At 61.3% G+C, this 15,780-nt stretch carries 16 protein-coding genes; 9 read left to right on the top strand and 7 right to left on the bottom strand.

Features of this window, described 5'->3' with window-relative positions:
* Nucleotides 1-33: 33 nt before the first annotated feature.
* A complete protein-coding gene (locus tag HIJ39_RS04310) occupies nucleotides 34-1,158 on the top strand; it encodes an RHS repeat-associated core domain-containing protein (RefSeq protein WP_169097067.1) in 1,125 nt (374 codons plus the stop codon).
* A 533-nt stretch (nucleotides 1,159-1,691) separates the two neighbouring features.
* Here the strand turns inward: HIJ39_RS04310 and HIJ39_RS04305 are convergent.
* The 3 genes from HIJ39_RS04305 to ltrA form a co-directional block, all read right to left on the bottom strand.
* Complete coding sequence (locus HIJ39_RS04305) at nucleotides 1,692-2,639, bottom strand: ISL3 family transposase (protein ID WP_207711464.1); 948 nt, start codon at nucleotides 2,637-2,639, stop codon at nucleotides 1,692-1,694.
* Nucleotides 2,561-3,070, bottom strand: coding sequence for a transposase family protein (locus HIJ39_RS23645; protein WP_207711463.1), 510 nt, complete (start codon nucleotides 3,068-3,070; stop codon nucleotides 2,561-2,563). Before HIJ39_RS23645 ends, HIJ39_RS04305 begins: the two co-directional genes overlap by 79 nt.
* A gap of 159 nt (nucleotides 3,071-3,229) precedes the next feature.
* Nucleotides 3,230-4,498, bottom strand: coding sequence for a group II intron reverse transcriptase/maturase (ltrA, locus tag HIJ39_RS04300; RefSeq protein WP_169097065.1), 1,269 nt, complete (start codon nucleotides 4,496-4,498; stop codon nucleotides 3,230-3,232).
* 518 nt (nucleotides 4,499-5,016) lie between these two features.
* Between ltrA and HIJ39_RS04295 the strand changes: the two genes are divergently transcribed.
* From HIJ39_RS04295 to HIJ39_RS04280, 4 genes are all read left to right on the top strand, one after another.
* Complete coding sequence (locus HIJ39_RS04295; protein ID WP_169097063.1) at nucleotides 5,017-6,177, top strand: aminotransferase class V-fold PLP-dependent enzyme; 1,161 nt, start codon at nucleotides 5,017-5,019, stop codon at nucleotides 6,175-6,177.
* A gap of 23 nt (nucleotides 6,178-6,200) precedes the next feature.
* On the top strand, nucleotides 6,201-6,551 hold the full coding sequence (locus tag HIJ39_RS04290; RefSeq protein ID WP_169097061.1) for a DsrE/DsrF/TusD sulfur relay family protein: 351 nt from the start codon (nucleotides 6,201-6,203) through the stop codon (nucleotides 6,549-6,551).
* Nucleotides 6,552-6,573: 22 nt separating this feature from the next.
* A complete protein-coding gene (locus HIJ39_RS04285) occupies nucleotides 6,574-7,722 on the top strand; it encodes an NAD(P)/FAD-dependent oxidoreductase (protein ID WP_169097059.1) in 1,149 nt (382 codons plus the stop codon).
* A 582-nt stretch (nucleotides 7,723-8,304) separates the two neighbouring features.
* The gene (locus HIJ39_RS04280) at nucleotides 8,305-8,634 is read left to right on the top strand and encodes a class I SAM-dependent methyltransferase (RefSeq protein ID WP_169097056.1); all 330 of its coding nucleotides are present in this window, start codon (nucleotides 8,305-8,307) and stop codon (nucleotides 8,632-8,634) included.
* Nucleotides 8,635-8,646: 12 nt separating this feature from the next.
* Here the strand turns inward: HIJ39_RS04280 and HIJ39_RS04275 are convergent, their stop codons facing one another.
* Together HIJ39_RS04275 and HIJ39_RS04270 are read right to left on the bottom strand one after the other, a co-directional pair.
* Entirely contained in the window at nucleotides 8,647-9,132 is a 486-nt protein-coding gene (locus HIJ39_RS04275) for an IS630 family transposase (RefSeq protein ID WP_338055071.1), read from the bottom strand.
* Between the two features lie 20 nt (nucleotides 9,133-9,152).
* A complete protein-coding gene (locus HIJ39_RS04270) occupies nucleotides 9,153-9,725 on the bottom strand; it encodes a winged helix-turn-helix domain-containing protein (RefSeq protein WP_275107256.1) in 573 nt (190 codons plus the stop codon).
* Nucleotides 9,726-9,786: 61 nt separating this feature from the next.
* On the opposite strand from HIJ39_RS04270, the gene HIJ39_RS04265 reads away from it, so the two are divergent.
* Nucleotides 9,787-10,338 carry a cation efflux transmembrane domain-containing protein gene (locus HIJ39_RS04265; RefSeq protein ID WP_169097050.1) on the top strand — a complete coding sequence of 184 codons (552 nt, stop codon included), beginning with the start codon at nucleotides 9,787-9,789 and terminating at the stop codon, nucleotides 10,336-10,338.
* A gap of 312 nt (nucleotides 10,339-10,650) precedes the next feature.
* The gene (locus HIJ39_RS04260) at nucleotides 10,651-11,100 is read left to right on the top strand and encodes an OsmC family protein (RefSeq protein WP_169097048.1); all 450 of its coding nucleotides are present in this window, start codon (nucleotides 10,651-10,653) and stop codon (nucleotides 11,098-11,100) included.
* Between the two features lie 231 nt (nucleotides 11,101-11,331).
* Here the strand turns inward: HIJ39_RS04260 and HIJ39_RS04255 are convergent, their stop codons facing one another.
* Entirely contained in the window at nucleotides 11,332-11,514 is a 183-nt protein-coding gene (locus tag HIJ39_RS04255) for a hypothetical protein (RefSeq protein ID WP_169097046.1), read from the bottom strand.
* A 59-nt stretch (nucleotides 11,515-11,573) separates the two neighbouring features.
* On the bottom strand, nucleotides 11,574-12,668 hold the full coding sequence (locus HIJ39_RS04250) for a hypothetical protein (RefSeq protein ID WP_169097044.1): 1,095 nt from the start codon (nucleotides 12,666-12,668) through the stop codon (nucleotides 11,574-11,576).
* Between the two features lie 1,821 nt (nucleotides 12,669-14,489).
* Here HIJ39_RS04250 and HIJ39_RS04245 point away from each other — a divergent pair.
* Both HIJ39_RS04245 and HIJ39_RS04240 read left to right on the top strand, forming a co-directional pair.
* Nucleotides 14,490-14,729 carry an SHOCT domain-containing protein gene (locus HIJ39_RS04245; protein WP_169097042.1) on the top strand — a complete coding sequence of 80 codons (240 nt, stop codon included), beginning with the start codon at nucleotides 14,490-14,492 and terminating at the stop codon, nucleotides 14,727-14,729.
* Nucleotides 14,730-15,023: 294 nt separating this feature from the next.
* Entirely contained in the window at nucleotides 15,024-15,779 is a 756-nt protein-coding gene (locus HIJ39_RS04240) for a cupredoxin domain-containing protein (RefSeq protein ID WP_169097040.1), read from the top strand.
* Nucleotide 15,780 lies beyond the last annotated feature (1 nt).

Here is a 15,780-nt window from a genome sequence, read left to right as displayed (position 1 = left end):
TATCTTTAATCCCCACCGCAAGGTGGGGATTATTTGACGCTCACGCTCAACCGGCTCGCGCAAGCGACGCAGACCAATGCGAGTGGCACCGTGTTGAATAGCTACAGTTGGACCTATGACGCCAACGGCAACATGCTGTCGAAGACGGCCAATGGCACCATCACCAACCTTAGCTACAATGCCGCGAACGAGATGACCCAAAACGGCAGTTATACCTACACGTATGACGCCAATGGCAACTTAACCGGGAGTTCGGCCGGGCTCAGCTTGAGTTATAATGCAGCCAATCAGACCACAAGTATTACCCCGGCCGGCGGGTCAGCCGATCCCATGACTTACTCGGGCGTGGGCCAGGCGAACCGCTTGACGGAAGGTAGTAATGCCTACCAAACCGATGTGACGGGCATCAGCGCGATGACGAATAGTTCCGGCACCGACTACTTTACCCGGACGCCGAGTGGTCAATTGATTTCTGATCGGACGCCCAGCGGCACGTACTATTACCTGCTAGACGCGCAAGGGTCGGTGGTGGGCTTAACCAATGGCTCCGGTACCCTGGTGGACAGTTACACGTATGAGCCGTACGGGGGGATTCAGAGTCAAACGCAAAACGTCGCCCAGCCCTTCAAGTGGATTGGGGCCGTGTATGACAGTGCCACGGGGCTGTATCATATCGGTGCGCGCTATTACGATCCTAATTTCGACCGGTGGACGCAGATGGATCCCAGTGGTTACGCCAGTGTGAATCCAATGAATCCTCAGACCTTGGATCTCTACACGTATGCGGCGGATAATCCTATCAATTATGTTGATAGCACAGGTTATTTCTGGCACGGAAGTCACTTAAGAGTGAATTGGGTCACTTGGTATGGTGCCTCGGTTTCGTTTCATCTGTCTGCGAGAGACGCCTCTTTCGTGGACAATATGGGCTGGATTGGATCGGGTGTGCTTGGAACCGTGGTGGCGGAGGCCGCAGGGCTGTCGGCATCGATGGCCGCAGTTATAGGAGGCGTCCTGGCGGCGTTTGTTATAGCGTACTATTGGGCGGGAGAAAATCCGAACGGGTCGCTCGATGTGACTATTACTGATCTCGGGCCATTCGTTATCGTACACAACAGTCATGTTGGAAATCTGTACTTCTACCCTCCCTTGCTTTAAATCCAAAAGGTAAGCTACTCCGTCTCTTCTGCTATGACGGCGGAGTAGCTTATTATACCGCCTAAAAAGGAGGTTGCCTGTTTTGCCTAAACGACGAGGTAAGCGTTGGAAAGCCCTTACTATCTTTGTTGTTGGTTTTGTAGTTCCTACCGAGGCTGCATGGCATTATTTACCCCCCTACTTAATAGCCCATAGTCACCATGCGTTATCACCGAAAGATGCATTTTTACCAGTTGTGTTAATAGCCGGGGCACTCTTGGTCGGGCTGCTTCTTGGGTTGTGGATGGGAACTAAAGCCGAGAGGTAAATCATGGGCGTGGCAATAGGGGCTGGCAGTAGCATGTAGCAGCGTCGGAGAGCATGATTTGTGCTTGGACGACCCGGGGGGAGGCAACGCCTAAAGCACACGGCAATCCGATGCAGGATATGGCCCCGGCTATCGTGGAACTTGAGGTTAGCGATCCCCCTCGAGCATGGCTGAATAAACGGCCGACGAGCATTCCGCTCGCCGGAAGCCTGGCCGCGCTTACACATTAAATCTCTCCGTGTTTGATCCTCCGAATTAGTGTCTCCATGTCAACACCATAGTTTGTTTCTTGGGGTGTCCTCCCGTAGAACGCGGGCCGCGGTACCGGCCCCTGTCCAAACATGGACGCCGACACTCGGTCGGACAAGCTGCGGTCGTCGTCCCGGCGTCGTTCAAACTTGGGCCGGATGTGTTGTTTCTTGAAGGTGCCCTCCGAAAACAACATTTTGGCTCGCAGGGCCTCGAAACTATACCCGCGACCGACCCGATTCATGATACGAATGAGGCTATTGAGGCTTTCCGTATAGGCATTGGTCACCCGATGGTCGAAATAGGCCAGAATGTGCGGTTCCCAGTTGTGCCATGCCTTTCGCAAATCCAGAAAGGCGTCTTGGACGGTGGGAGCCAGGGCTTGCTCCCACGCCATAAATCGCGCCTGAGCCTGCTCTTTGGTCGGCGCCTCATAAATGTCAAAGAAGTTTTCCTTCAGGCGATAGGCCAGCCCAAGTGTCGGATAATTTTTCACCCAGAGGGACAGTAGCAACGCCTCTTGGTCCCGGAGATCGGATTCCCGTTTGAGGAGCACAAAGCGGTCGTGCATCAGGCCGCGCCGTTGCGCGGGAGTCAACGAGTCCCGCAAGCTCTTGCGCACGCGCTCCACGGCGGCGTTGGCCATGCGCACGACATGAAACTTATCCACCACGATGGTCGCCTGCGGCAGAACCGTTCGCACCGCTTCTCGGTAGGGATGCCACATATCCATCGTGACCACCTGCACGCGCTGGGCATCGTTGAGCGTGGATAAATAACGCAGCACGGTCTCCTTGTTGCGCTGAGGCAAAATCTCGACGAGGGTGCGTTCTCGGATGTTGGTAATCACCGCTCGGGGCCGGATGAGGTGGATTTCATCCAGACCCATCCACGTGGGTGTGTCAAAGGTGATCTGCTGTTCCAATTCGGTGACATATCTTTGAAAATCAATCGGACAGTGCCTTCGACGATCCCGACGTCTTCGGCGATACTGGCAAAAGTGCGGTGTAGTGCTTGCCTTCCGATCCACGCGACCAACCGGTTGGTCATTAGCCGCCGCCCATCGACATCCGGGAGCACTTCATAGAAGGTCTTGCGACAGGCCTGACACCGAAACCGGCGGGTGTCCACATAGATTCCCACGCGCTTGCCGTGCATCGGCAGGTCCTTGACCAGTTGTTCTCGTCGACCAAATCGTTGCAAGCGGGGGTGTCCGCAGTGCAGGCAGGCGTCCGATGGGGTCTGCGCCATCGCATGAATATGATAGTCGTGCTCCGTCTCCTCGAACGCGGTCACGGTATAGGCTGCTAAGTTGAGGATGTTGGGCTGTATCGCGATCTCTCCTGTGTCAATCACGGATTACGAATTTACGATAATTCAACATCTCCCGCCGATCAATCACATAATACGATTTAACACGGTGATTACATGACTGGATTAAACCGGCAAATCAATCAGGCGAGTAGCCCCGGGGAATCGCACCCCGAGGCCCTCCCAGAACCGGACGTGAACCTCTCAGCTCATCCGGCTCCCGTACCGACCCATTGCCGGGAGTCGTCCGTGTTGCCAGTGTACGAACAAGCGTGGGTCATGGTGCGCGACACGGCCTAGCCAATGCTCGGCCCGACGCGTATGGCCGCGCAACTTCTTGTACTTCCATTCCACCCAGCGCACCAACATGCGATTCAGATGGCGCAGGACCGGATACAGGGCCGATTGGTAAAACCGGCCGTAATACTGCATCCAGCCCCGCACAATCGGATTGACCATGCGGGCCAAATCCGTGAGGCTCCAGCCCACCTTAAGGTGTAAGCGCCAATCATGGATGGTTTGCCGCATGGCCTTCTGAGCCGCTCGGCTGACGGCGGGCGTGAAGTTGGTGAAGTATTCCCCATACCGGTTCTTGGCGCGTCGCGGGCGAAACGTATAGCCGAGAAAGTCAAAGCTTATCTCGGGATAGGTTCCGCGCCGATGGTTGTCCTTGCAGTAGACAATCCGGGTTTTCGTGGGATGCAGTTCCAGTCCACAGGCGGCCAGCCGGGCCGCCAGATCCGTCTTGAGTCGGGCCGCGGCCGCATATGATCGACAATGCACCACGGCATCATCGGCATAGCGTTCAAACGGCTGGTCGGCGTGCCGCCGATCCATCCAGACATCAAAGGCGTAGTGGAGAAACAGATTCGCCAACACCGGACTGACCACCGACCCCTGCGGAGTGCCCCGGGTTCGAGGAATATGCGTGCCATCGGCCTGTTGCAGGGGGGCCACTAGCCACCGTTCGATGTAGAGTAACACCCACGGAATTTGGGTGTGCTGCCGCACCGCCTTCATGAGGAGGTCATGCGGAATGTTGTCAAACAGCCCTTTAATGTCAAACTCCAAGACCCAATCGTACCGCCAACAGCGTTGGCGGGTTTGGGCCAACGCATCATGCGCCGACCGTCCGGGGCGATACCCGAACGAGTCGGGATGAAAGTGGGGTTCGACCAATGGCTCGAAGGTCAACTTAACCACCATCTGCGCGATGCGGTCGGCCACCGTCGGCACCCCTAAAATTCGGACACCCCCCGTCTTCTTGGGAATTTCCACCGCCTTCACCGGCGGGGGAAAGTAGCTCCCGGAGGACATGCGGTTCCAGATTTTATACAGGTTGTCCTTGAGGTGCTCCTCGAACCGTGCTAGGCTTTCGCCATCCACTCCGGCCGCCCCATGATTCGCTTTCACGCGTTCATATGCTTGATACACCAGCCACTTCGGAATAGCATAAGGTTTGGGCTTGTCCATGCGTTCCTCCCCATTGGTTGACGACATGTCTCGTCCCTCGATACTGGCTCCCCTTCGCTCCCCCGCCATTACGCGGGTTCATCACTACTACAAGAGCCTCCGTCCCTTGTTGCGCTTTGGTACTTTCTGCCTCACGGGGCACCGCTCGGCATTTTCCCTTACCATCGCAACGAAGGTTCCTGCGTTCCATGCCAGAGCCTGCGCCCGGGTCCTGCCCCCTTCATGCCGGCCACCGTGGAGCCAGTAGACAGGTTCCCTCTCCACCCTGTCCCGGGGTAATTTCGGGACCCCGGTTTCGATGACGTCTCTATCCTTTCGACACCTCGTCAGGGGTTCACTGACGTTCAGCTCCCGGGCACACACCTGACCCCGTCTGGCGGGGCCTTTTCCCGTCACGCTCACGACCGGGGCTTTTGACCCCAGCCGCTGACGGTGGTTTGAAATCTCCTCCTGCAAGGCGACTTCGAGGGGCCATCCCTCATCTCTCGCATAGTTCGGCCACGGCTTGTCCCCAAGCCGTGCGCCTTCGCAGCGCACCCAAATACGGATACCCGGACTTTAATGCCACGACCCCCGTGGATCCGCAGGTGGTGGCCGCCATGGCCCCCTTCTGGACGGACCATTTTTACAACCCGTCGGCCGCCTATCCGGAAGCCCTCACGGTTCAGGTGGCGGTTGAGCAGGCTCGGGCGGCCGTGGCCGCCTTGCTCGGGGCGGAACGCGACCCTCACAGCATCGTCTTCACCAGTGGGGGCACGGAAAGCAACAATTGGGTGCTCCGCGGGGTGTGGATGGCTCAGCGGTCACGCCGCCACCGCCTCATCCTCTCGGCCATCGAACATCCGGCTATGATGGAAACGGCCGCCGTCTTGGCATCGCTCGGTGCCGAGATTGTCACCATTCCCGTCGATGCACAGGGCGTCATCCGCTTGGACGCCCTCGACGCGGCCTTGGACGAACAGACCGCACTTGTCAGCGTCATGCTAGCCAACAATGAGATCGGGACCCTCCAACCGGTGGCCGAGGTCGCCCGCCGGGCTCATGTGGTCGGGGCCTGGGTGCATACCGATGCAGCACAGGCGGTCGGGAAGATCCCGGTCGACGTGGAGCAATTGGGCGTCGATTTCTTGACCGTGGCCGGACACAAATTCTATGCCCCCAAAGGGATCGGCGCGCTCTACATCCGTCCGGGCGTGACCGTGCCCCCGATGATGACTGGTGGCGGTCAACAAGAAGGACGGCGCAGCGGCGCCGAGCCGGTGCCCCTGATTGTCGGACTGGGAAAAGCCGCCCAATTGGCCCGTGCGTGGATTCAACAGGATGGGCCCGGGCATCAAGCCGCGCTTCGCCATGCGCTGGAAGTCCAGCTGCGGGAGACGTGCCCAGACATCACGGTGTTCGCCACGGGAGCCGACCGGCTCCCCAATACGGTGGCCCTGGCTCATCCCGCGTGGACCGGATCCGCGCTATTGGCCGCGTGTCCCGCGATTCGTGCGGGCACGGGGTCGGCCTGCCACCATCCGGACGACACGGGCTCGCCGACGCTGCGGGCGCTGGGCGTCGCGCCGACCCTCGCGCGCGGGTTGGTCCGGTTGAGCCTGGGACGCAAGACCACAGCTGAGGACCTGGCCGTGGCCGCGACCGCGCTGACCCAAGCGGTCTCACCACGTTTACCATGATCAGAACACAAGGAGTGTGAGGGATGAACCTCTTATTCGTTGTCAACGATCCCCCGTACGGGACGGAGCGGGCGTATAACGCGCTGCGCCACACCCACGCGGTGGCGAAAGAGCCCAAGACTGTGGTGAAACTCTTTTTGATGGCCGACGCCGTGCAATGTGCACGGCAAGGGCAAATCGTGCCGCGAGGCTACTATAACGTAGAACGGATGGTGAGTATTGCCATTCGCCAGGGAGTGGAGGTCGGGGCGTGCGGGTCCTGCATGGACGCCCGGGCGCTCCCGGATGAGGCCTTAATTCCGGGCGTGCATCGGGGCTCGATGGATGAATTAAGTCGTTGGACCCTATGGGCCGACAAGGTCATCGTGTACTAAAACGAAACCAGGAGGAATGGTGATGGCACGCGTGCTGATTGCCGGAGCCGGTGTCGGGGGGTTGGCGTCCGCCCACCGCCTCCGCCGCCAGCTGGCTGATTCCGATGAGATTGTGGTCTTTGACCAAAGTCCTATGCACACCTTTTGGCCGTCGCTCTTGTGGCTGATGACAGGGACGCGCCACGCGGACCAGGTCCAGCGCCCCTTGACCGCGCTGAAGGAGCGGAAGATCACCGTCGTCCACGGGCCCATTACGGCCATAGAGCCGACCGACAAAGCCGTGGTCAGCGGCGATGTCCGTTGGGCGGGCGATGCGCTGATTATCGCGCTGGGGGCCGATCTCGACCCGTCTTTGGTGCCGGGATTGACGGACGAACCGGGCAATTTCTATACGGTGGCCGGTGCGCAGGCGGTCTGGGAGCAATTGCAAACCGTGGACCAGGGCCGCGTAGTCGTGCTCATCAGCCGGGTCCCCTTTAAGTGCCCGGCAGCTCCGTATGAGGCGGCCATGCTGATCGATGGGGTGCTCCGCAAGCGCCATCGCCGCGATCGGGTGAGCGTCGAGGTCTGGGCGGCCGAACCCGCCCCGATGGGGGTGGCGGGGCCCGCCGTCAGTCAGGCCGTGGTGAATGCCCTCACGGAGCGCGGCATCGCCTACCAGCCTCAACACGTCGTCTCCGAGGTCGATGCGTCGGCTCGGGTTCTGACGTTCCAAGAAGCGACAGCGGTCTCGTATGACCTCTTGGCCTATGTGCCGCCCCACCGGGTGCCCACCGTGGTGGCCGAGGCGGGTCTGGCGCCCGCCGACGGCTGGGTGGCGGTCGATCCCCACACCTTGGAAACCCGATTTCGGGACGTCTTCGCCATTGGGGACGTCACCGGCATTCCGTTGGCGCTGGGAAAGCCTCTTCCTAAGGCTGGGGTTTTTGCCCACCGTCAGGGGGAAGTGGTGGCGGACCTCATCGCGCGCCGAATCACAGGGCGCGAGACCGGACCGACGTTCGACGGCGTCGGCGAATGTTTCATTGAAATGGGGCGGGGCATCGCCGGCTTTGCCCGCGGCAATTTTTATGCCGAGCCGACACCCGCCGTCCACGCGTATAAACCTGGGCGGCATTGGCACGCCGGCAAGGTGGCGTTTGAGCGTCACTGGTGGGCGCAATGGTGGTAGATCCACCCAGAGACGGGCGGCGCTTCCGTGACGGCGGCACGGCCGGTGTCCGAGATCTCCGGTCGGTCCCGCAGGGGCGTTCCGATGGCTGTCGAGAGTGTCGTGCGCCAGGTGAACCGCCTGGCAAGCGTTAAGCGGAGAGCAGTCATTCCGGAAGGGACGTGGGCATTGTGCCGATGATAATGGGCTGGGGCTGGATTTTTCCGCTCGTGGGAATGGGCATGATCATCTCCGTGGTCTGGGCTCTCGTCACTCGCGGGGTGAACGGACACCGGAAGGATTCGTCGAGTCGCCCGTCCTTGGATCCCTTGGCCCTGGCGCGGGAGCGCTATGCGCAGGGACTCATCGCGAAATCCGAGTTCGAGCGACTCGTTGAGGATCTCCTGGACACCGAACATCCGGACACGTTTTCTCCGGGGACGTTCCGTAACGACCGTGGTGTCGGTCTTGGGTGTGGGTCCGCTGATGGCGCGGGGTGTGGCCGCAGGGGCATGCGGGGCATACGGTGAATGCTGCCGTCTGGGCGCCCTCATGCGCCGACTGCACTCCGGGAGAGGGAAGGAAAACCCATGACGCGCTTTGATGCCGTCGCGGATCGCTATGATGGCGTTTTGTGCTACGCCGTTGGGCTCGTTTGTGGAGGCGATCGAGCGTCAGATCGTCAGTGCATTGTTGGACCCTCGCCCGGGAGAGCGGGTGGTGGATGTGGGTTGCGGAACCGGAACATCGGCCCGTTGGCTGGCGGATGCGGGTTGTACGGGGGTGAGGGTGGACGAATCCCCAGCCATGTTGGCTAGGGATTCCATAAAATACGATCGTGGGAGGTTGTGCAAACGTATGGAGACGACGGCGATGGTGCGCCGAGCACTCCGGCTGGAGTGGATGTCCATTGGCTATATGAATGAGCCTTAATCTTTTCCGGTTCTAAGTGGCAACTCGGCCCAAGCGGGACTGAATTTCCTCGGGGACGGTCGTCAGGTAGTCTCGAAAGCGTGCAATGGCGCGTCGGATGGCCTCCAGGTCGGGAAAGTAGGTGTTGAGAATCACCTTTTCGCGGAGCCACTTCCATAGCCGCTCGGTATTGTTCAGGTTGGGGGAGTACGGCGGTAAAAACCGTAAATCGAGTTCGGGGTGGTCCTCCAGATAGGGTTGCAGGATCTTTGCATGATGAATCTTGGCGTTATCCAACACCAGATGGACGGTCTTGTCAGGAAAGGTGGCGCGAAGGGTTTCCAGGAAAGTCTGAAACGTCTCGGCCGTGGCCTGGTCGGCTTCGGTGATAACAATCTGACCCGTCGCGGGCGCGACGGCGCCAAAGAGCGTTGCGCTGGCGTGCTTGCCGGTCGTCAAGACGTGCTTTTGTTGCCCTTGAAGATACCAGGTGGCACCGATCGCCTGATAATCACGGATATGGGCCTCGTCCTGAAAGACTATGATGTCGTCGTCGGTGGCGTTTTTTTTAACGCCGCGAGTTCCTTCCGAAATTCGGTTTGTCGGGCGGGGTCGGCCTTGGCCAGGACATACGTCGGGCGCGTCCAGCTGAACCCGTGCCGGTGCAACCAGCGGCGGAGACCGCCGCGCGACATCGTGATCTCGTAGCGATCCCGGACAAAAGCTTGGAGCACCCGGGAATCCCAGTTGGCGGCAATCCCATAGCCCACCGCAGCGGGGGACGACTCAAGAGCTGTCAGAATCTCGGCTTCGATGGCACCTGGGATTTTTGTGGGCTGCCCGGGACTGTGGCGCGGGACCAAGGCCTCCGGTCCTCCCGCATTCCAAGCGCGGACATAGGTACTCACGGTGCGCGCCGACACGCCCAGAATGTCGGCCGCGGACGCGGCCGGATAGCCTTCCCAGACGAGTCGAACCGCCATGAGTCGGAGTCGGATCCGGGCCTTCGGGGTTTTTTTTTCTCTAATTGGCGGAGTGCGCGCACAGTATAGCCGTGGGACTGGGTGACTTTCACCATCGGGAATCCCTCCTTGACAGAGGGTCTTCGCCATCGATCAGCCTAGATCCTTTGAGGATGGAAAATCCTGAAAAGATTAAGGTGCTTTAATATAGATGGTCATCGAGGCGGCTGGCGCTCTCTGGGCTGGAGTACACGCCCGCTCCGTCGCGTTAACCGGGTTTGGTGCCGATAGCCTGATTGAGCTGTTGTCCGCTAGCATTTTAGTGCAGCGTTTGACCGTCCAGGTGCGCGGGGGTGATGCCGACACCGTGGAGGCGGCTGAGCATCGGGCCGCCCGATGGGCCGCTGCGCTCTTGGGATTGTTGGCGCTATACCTCATCGGGGCTGCGGCGTGGGAACTGTTTGGCCATCTCCGCGAAGCCCCGAGCCCCCTGGGGATCGTCCTGGCAGCGGTTTCTGTGGGGCTGATGTTCTGGATTGCCGGAACTAAACGTGCGCTGGGACGTGCTTTGGGAAGCGTGGCCTTGCAGGCGGATGCCGCCGAAAGTGTGGTGTGTGCGTGGATGGCGGCCACGGCCTTAATAAGTCTGGTCGCGAACTGGGCCTTTCACTGGACTTGGGTCGATCCCCTGGCTGCGCTCCTTATCACCTATTGGGTGGTGCGGGAAGCACGCGAGGCGAGGGAAGAAGCGCACGAAGAATAAAAGGGGTGAATGGTCAGCACAGAACCAGACGGTTGGCTGGCGAGGCCGCAAGACTACCGTTTCCGGGGTCTGGCGGAGGACGATGGAGCACGTCGCAGGCTAGGCAGCCCTACTGAGGTGGGACGACCAGCGGCGTTTGGCGTACATGGGGAGGCTGCTCTTCTTGTTTCATACTAGTATTCCGATCTTGTTACTCGGATTTTATTCGTGTATGATAGCGGCAGCGTCGGGGGATCGGCGGATCCGTGCCGTGGAAGCCCATCGGCAGATCCGGACGCGGTCCCAAGACGAAAGGCAAGGAGGCGGTGCTTGATGGCGAAAACTATGCTCTCGACGGATGTGGAATGGGTGCAACACGGAGTACAATCCCGGGCGCAGATTCGGCAGCATCAGATGACGATTGATGAACCGGTCACGTGGGGTGGGGCCGATCAGGGAGCCAACCCCGTGGAATTGGTGCTCGCGGGACTGGGCGGGTGCTTGAACGTCCTGCTGGCCTCGTTTGCCCCCCTGCATGAGGTCGTGCTATCGCACGTGGTGATTCACGTCGAAGGGGACCTCGATCCCGATGGCTTTACGGGCGTGAATCCGATGGTCCGGCCCGGATTCCTGGAGATTCGCTATACGATTACCATTGATTCGCCGAGCCCACAGGACCGTGTCGCCGCACTGGTGGAACACGCCGAGCGCATGCGCCCGGTGAAAGACACGTTGGGCGGGGTTGTGATTCATGCCGGCCCGCTCCAAATCCACGCTTCGTAATTCAACGGGATGCCGGTGTGCCAGGCGGATCCGGCTTGGTACGCCCGGTATCGGCAGGCCTAGGCCTGGACGAGGGGCTATCTGGCGGCCGCAGAGTGCCCGTAAGACCTCGACGATACCAGGATCATCGTCGATGATGAGCCACCGCGTATCCGCGCCATGCGCCCCGTCCATGAATGGTCTCCTTATGTACGGCCGCTGAGTGGCCACGGAGGAAAGTATGGCATGTGTCTAGCCCGCCCCCATGCGAATCTGTCGCTTACCCGGTTCCCGTTCCACGAGGGGGTCGGGCTGCGCCGACTGGCGGAGGCGACGCACAGGGCTGCCCACAAGCACAGGTGTGGGCACCGGGCGCTCGCGGTGGCCCGCGCGCGCCGAGAGTTCCATCCCATGCGGGTTGCATAACCGCTCCAAGACCGGGCTCCTGTCAGTGCCATCCAGGAGGATCGTGGCCGCGGGCCGGCTGCTGAAGTCTACGGGGGATCACTCGCGCCGAGTTCCGCGCCGGCGGCCACCGCGAGCCATGACTGACGTAGGCCACGGTCATGGTTGGAAAGGCCCGAGGAGGGGAATCCGAATCCGGCATAGGCCATAAGGCCTAAGAGCACGATGGCCCCGCTATTGGGGTCAGTCCCCATGCCGCCGAAGACACCCAGGTCTTGCCCCACCCACCAGGTCACAAAGGTCGCGCCTACGGTGAGCGACCACGTGAAGCGCGTCGGGCGGCGCCATCCCCACACGGCCGCGAGGAGGAGGAACAGACCGACCATCGCGGCATTCCAGAGCCGGGGTGATGGGGCGATGAGGTGGACGGCGGCATACAAGGGGGCCGAGACCACCGCCGGTTGGGGCATCCGGGCTTGGTTGAGGATGACGGTGCTGAGTTGGCGGGACCACCAACCCGAGGGGGGCCATGCCTGAAGCCCCGCAAGGACGAGCCACAAGCCAGCCATCCCTTGACGGCCCCAGTCGGCACTGCGCGGATGCACCCACGCGGTAGGAGGCAAAAGCAAAAGCCCGGCTGCGAGGGCATATAAAATGGCGGAGCCGGGACTCCCCACAAACCACCCGCCGCCCGCCAGGAGACTGCCCACGCCCTCGCCCGCAATCCAGACGAGGAGGCCCCATCCGGTGGACATCCAGAGCGCCACCCGCCGCCATCGGGTGCCGCCGCCGAGGAGAATGGCGCACCCCAGCCCAATTTGGAGCCACACCGCCCCAAGATCCCAGGCCAGCGGATGGAGGCGCCAGAGTCGCATGCTCTCCTGGACCACGGCCGCCACGAGGGGGGGTTGACCCGGGAGCAACGGTACGAGCAACCCGCGCACGAAGGCGGTCACCATCAACGGTTGCGCCTGCAACAGGCCATCCACAATCCAGAGACCGCCGAGCCCCACCAGGAGGATTTGGCGCGCCCGTGGCTCGCGGTCGACTCGCGGATGCGGATAGGACGTCCGATGGGCCACCCAGAGGGTGCCGCCGCCGACCACCAGCGCCAACGCGACCACCCCATTCCACACATAAAACAGCATCAACGGATTCACGGACACCGCCGGCGTCCCCTGCATGACCATCCGCCAGACCTTCCTTCATGCCTTTTGAACGCCAGGATACCACGCCCGGCCAACACCCCGGTCACATGCGACTGGCGTACGCAAAAAAAATTTGATTCCCTATGGGGCTACTACCACACTCATTTCTTGGACCGGGTGGACCGGCGGGGTGGCGCCCATCGCGTTGGCGACGGTTGGCGATCGCTTTCCTTATTACGATCGCGGGCGCGCACTCGGGTGGGTGTTCGGGGCCAATGGTCGGGGGGATGGCGTTGAGTGCCTCCGGGGCGCGGTGCTCGAACCAGTCGTGACTTGGCGTGGGCTGTTCCTCCGGGTGGTGGGATTGGACACGGGCGTTGGTGTGGTCCTCTGGCATTACCGGACCACCCTCGCCGATCAGGCAGGATGCCGTCACCCGATGCCCCTCAGCCACGTCGGGTGGGTCAGGCTCAGTCTGGTTCGCCACCCGCGGGGGGCCCGGACTTATGCCTCTGTCCTCTTCAACGGGATCCCACTCCGGCATCGATACCTGGCGTGGGATGGTTTTTGTCACCCGATACCATCTCAGCGAGGTGGGCGTCGGTCTGGCATTGTTCGGCTATGGCATCCCGGGGTTTGTGTTCGCGGCCCCTCATTGGGCGCCTCTCCGACCAATGGGGACGCTGGCGGATCATTCCCTCTAGACTGGCGGTGACCTCTGTCATCAGGTTGGCTGTCCCCGCACCAGAACTCCTCCCCAAAATCGCGGTGATCCCGTTCTGGATAGGGTATGACGTGTGACGCAGCCGTTGCTGACGGGCATTGTGACGGATCTGGCGGCCCCGCGGGACCTCGCGAGGGACTCCATGTGTTGTGCCTATTCGTGGGCTTTGGGCCGGGCAGCCTGGGGTTTAGTCGTACGCTGTCGCTCGGCTTTACCCGGGCGTTGATCGTGTGGGGGATGGCGGCCGCCGCGATGATGGTCTGGATAGCGAGAACGCGGTTGCCTTAGGGTCTGTCCACGGCCTTAATGTCATGTCAGGTTTAATTACAGTGGGCACCGATAGAACCTCCGGAGTCTTGGATGTTGGCGCGAACAATCTTTGGCAGCGGTGACCATCATTGCCAAGAGGGTTAGTCCTCCGTGTCGACTCAACTGACATGGCATAACTGACGGGTGGCAGGAGACCGTTCCCTGAACTCAGGGAACCGCAAAGACCGCGATTCTCGTTGGGCGAACGGCCGAACGAGAGTACCCCTTGGGTCCTGCCGTACTGCCACTAAAGATTCGCCTGATATATGCCAAAACTCTTTGAAATCCTTAGCGTCAGTCATGACAAATAAAATTAGCCAAACATCTTGAATCTGCACGGTGCCCCGGGCGGTCAACCGCCGGGATCCGACGACCGCGTCTCCGCGCAAGCCTACCCCGCCGAACACCCCGAAATCTTGCCCCACTAGACGATGGCACAGGCAACGCCCGCCGTGACGCCCCCACATGAGGCGCGTTCCCTTCTCAGAGCAGGAACCACGCATCACCCGAGTGCCACTGCATCCGTTCCCCTGGCATTAGCTTATCCGCTGTTTCGATCGAATATACCGCCGCGGTGGGTGCCGCGCGCTGGCGCGTCCCAGTTGTGGGCGTTGGTGGCGATGGCTGCGGATTGGCGGTCTTATGGAGGTAGGGCATCGACTCGTAAACGCATGACCAACGCGGGAAAAAGGCCCGGGATGCCGGGCGGTGGCCAAAAAATATGTCACGCGGAATGATTGTGACGAAATTGTGACAGGACGGTGACACCGTCGTCACACGACGCGGGTATCCTGAGGAGGATTCATCGAGAGGAGGGCATCAGCATGATGGGATTGCTGGGGGCGGGCGGTTTCGCGGGGATGTGGATCATGGGGCTCTTCGGCTTACTCATTTTGGCCGGCGTCATTGTGCTCATTGTCTGGGCGATTCGTGCGTTGCTACCCCCGCGCTCGTCGGAGCCCTGGCGATCGAACGATCCGCTGGCCCAATTGCAGTTGCGCTTGGCTCGGGGCGAGATTACGCCGGATGTATATGAGGAGCTTCGGGCGCACTTGCGCGATTAGACTGCGGGAGACCAGCGATCGAAGGAGGCGGGAACGTTGCGACAGCGATACCGAGGCCTCGTGATGGGGTTGGGCCTGTTGATCGCAGGCGTCGGCGGTGGAGTCGCGCCAGACCGGGGGTGGGTGCCGTGATGGGGACTGTCGGCGCCATGAGCAGCCGGATGGGACGCTAGGCCTGGGGTGCGCCCCCGTCGGGGTGGCCAGGAGGGCCCCGCACAGCGGCTGGTCCCCCGGTGGGGGCGCAGTCGCGATGGAGGAGACCGGAGACAAGACATGATAAGGGAGCGGACAGATATGAAGCGATGGAGTGGATTGGCCGTGGGGCTCGGTCTCATGGCGGCGGGTACCGTCGGCGGGGTGGCTTGGGCGGCAGCGCATGGCACGTCGGTGCGCCCGGCGACGTCAGGGGCGGTGTCGCCTGGAGGAAGCGGGGCCAGTATGAGCGCCATGATGGGCGGCGGGTCGACCGGCGGGATGGCGGCGGCGATGAATCAATACATGGGCAACACACACGCCGTGATGGGCTACGTCGGATCCGGCGGATCCGGGATGATGGCGGCGGCGTCGGGGTCGGTGTGGACACCGGGCCACGTGGCGGCGCTCGTGCAGCAGAGCGAGCGGGGCGTCACCATCGACCGGGCGACCAACACCATCACGTACCATAACACGCAGGACCTCCTCGTGCCCTTGGCGGCCCCGGCGGCCCTGCACCTCCCGGGCATGCAGTGGGAGATTGACGGGCTCATCAACCCGACCGTGGTGGTGCCGCAGGGGGCCCACGTCACCGTGGACCTCGTCAATGCCGACCAGGGCTACATGCATGGATTCGAGGTCACCAAAGCGACCCCGCCCTTTCAAGAGATGGCCATGATGCAGGGAACGGCGGCCTTCTCCGGATCCTTTGTCATGCCCATTTTGCCGGAGACGAGCCAAGGCCAGTACCACCGGAGCACGCAGTTTACGGCGGCGACGGCTGGGACTTACCACTACATTTGCCCAGTGCCCGGTCACGCGGCGCACGGCATGGTCGGCCAGTTTGTGGTGTCCTGAT

This window comes from Sulfobacillus harzensis, from assembly GCF_012933365.1.
In the GTDB taxonomy this organism is placed as follows: Bacteria; Bacillota; Sulfobacillia; order Sulfobacillales; family Sulfobacillaceae; genus Sulfobacillus_B; species Sulfobacillus_B harzensis.
Note: the sequence above shows the minus strand (reverse complement) of the source record. Positions and strands in the feature narration are given on the sequence as shown.

Excerpts from the sequence above, each read along its gene's own strand:
- ltrA (WP_169097065.1), bottom strand. The coding sequence starts at position 4,498 with ATGGACAAGCCCAAACCTTATGCTATTCCGAAGTGGCTGGTGTATCAA.
- HIJ39_RS04265 (WP_169097050.1), top strand. The coding sequence starts at position 9,787 with ATGGTCATCGAGGCGGCTGGCGCTCTCTGGGCTGGAGTACACGCCCGC.
- HIJ39_RS04290 (WP_169097061.1), top strand. The coding sequence starts at position 6,201 with ATGAACCTCTTATTCGTTGTCAACGATCCCCCGTACGGGACGGAGCGG.
- HIJ39_RS04270 (WP_275107256.1), bottom strand. The coding sequence starts at position 9,725 with ATGGCGAAGACCCTCTGTCAAGGAGGGATTCCCGATGGTGAAAGTCAC.
- HIJ39_RS04260 (WP_169097048.1), top strand. The coding sequence starts at position 10,651 with ATGGCGAAAACTATGCTCTCGACGGATGTGGAATGGGTGCAACACGGA.
- HIJ39_RS04285 (WP_169097059.1), top strand. The coding sequence starts at position 6,574 with ATGGCACGCGTGCTGATTGCCGGAGCCGGTGTCGGGGGGTTGGCGTCC.
- HIJ39_RS04245 (WP_169097042.1), top strand. The coding sequence starts at position 14,490 with ATGATGGGATTGCTGGGGGCGGGCGGTTTCGCGGGGATGTGGATCATG.
- HIJ39_RS04240 (WP_169097040.1), top strand. The coding sequence starts at position 15,024 with ATGAAGCGATGGAGTGGATTGGCCGTGGGGCTCGGTCTCATGGCGGCG.
- HIJ39_RS04250 (WP_169097044.1), bottom strand. The coding sequence starts at position 12,668 with ATGCAGGGGACGCCGGCGGTGTCCGTGAATCCGTTGATGCTGTTTTAT.
- HIJ39_RS04280 (WP_169097056.1), top strand. The coding sequence starts at position 8,305 with ATGCCGTCGCGGATCGCTATGATGGCGTTTTGTGCTACGCCGTTGGGC.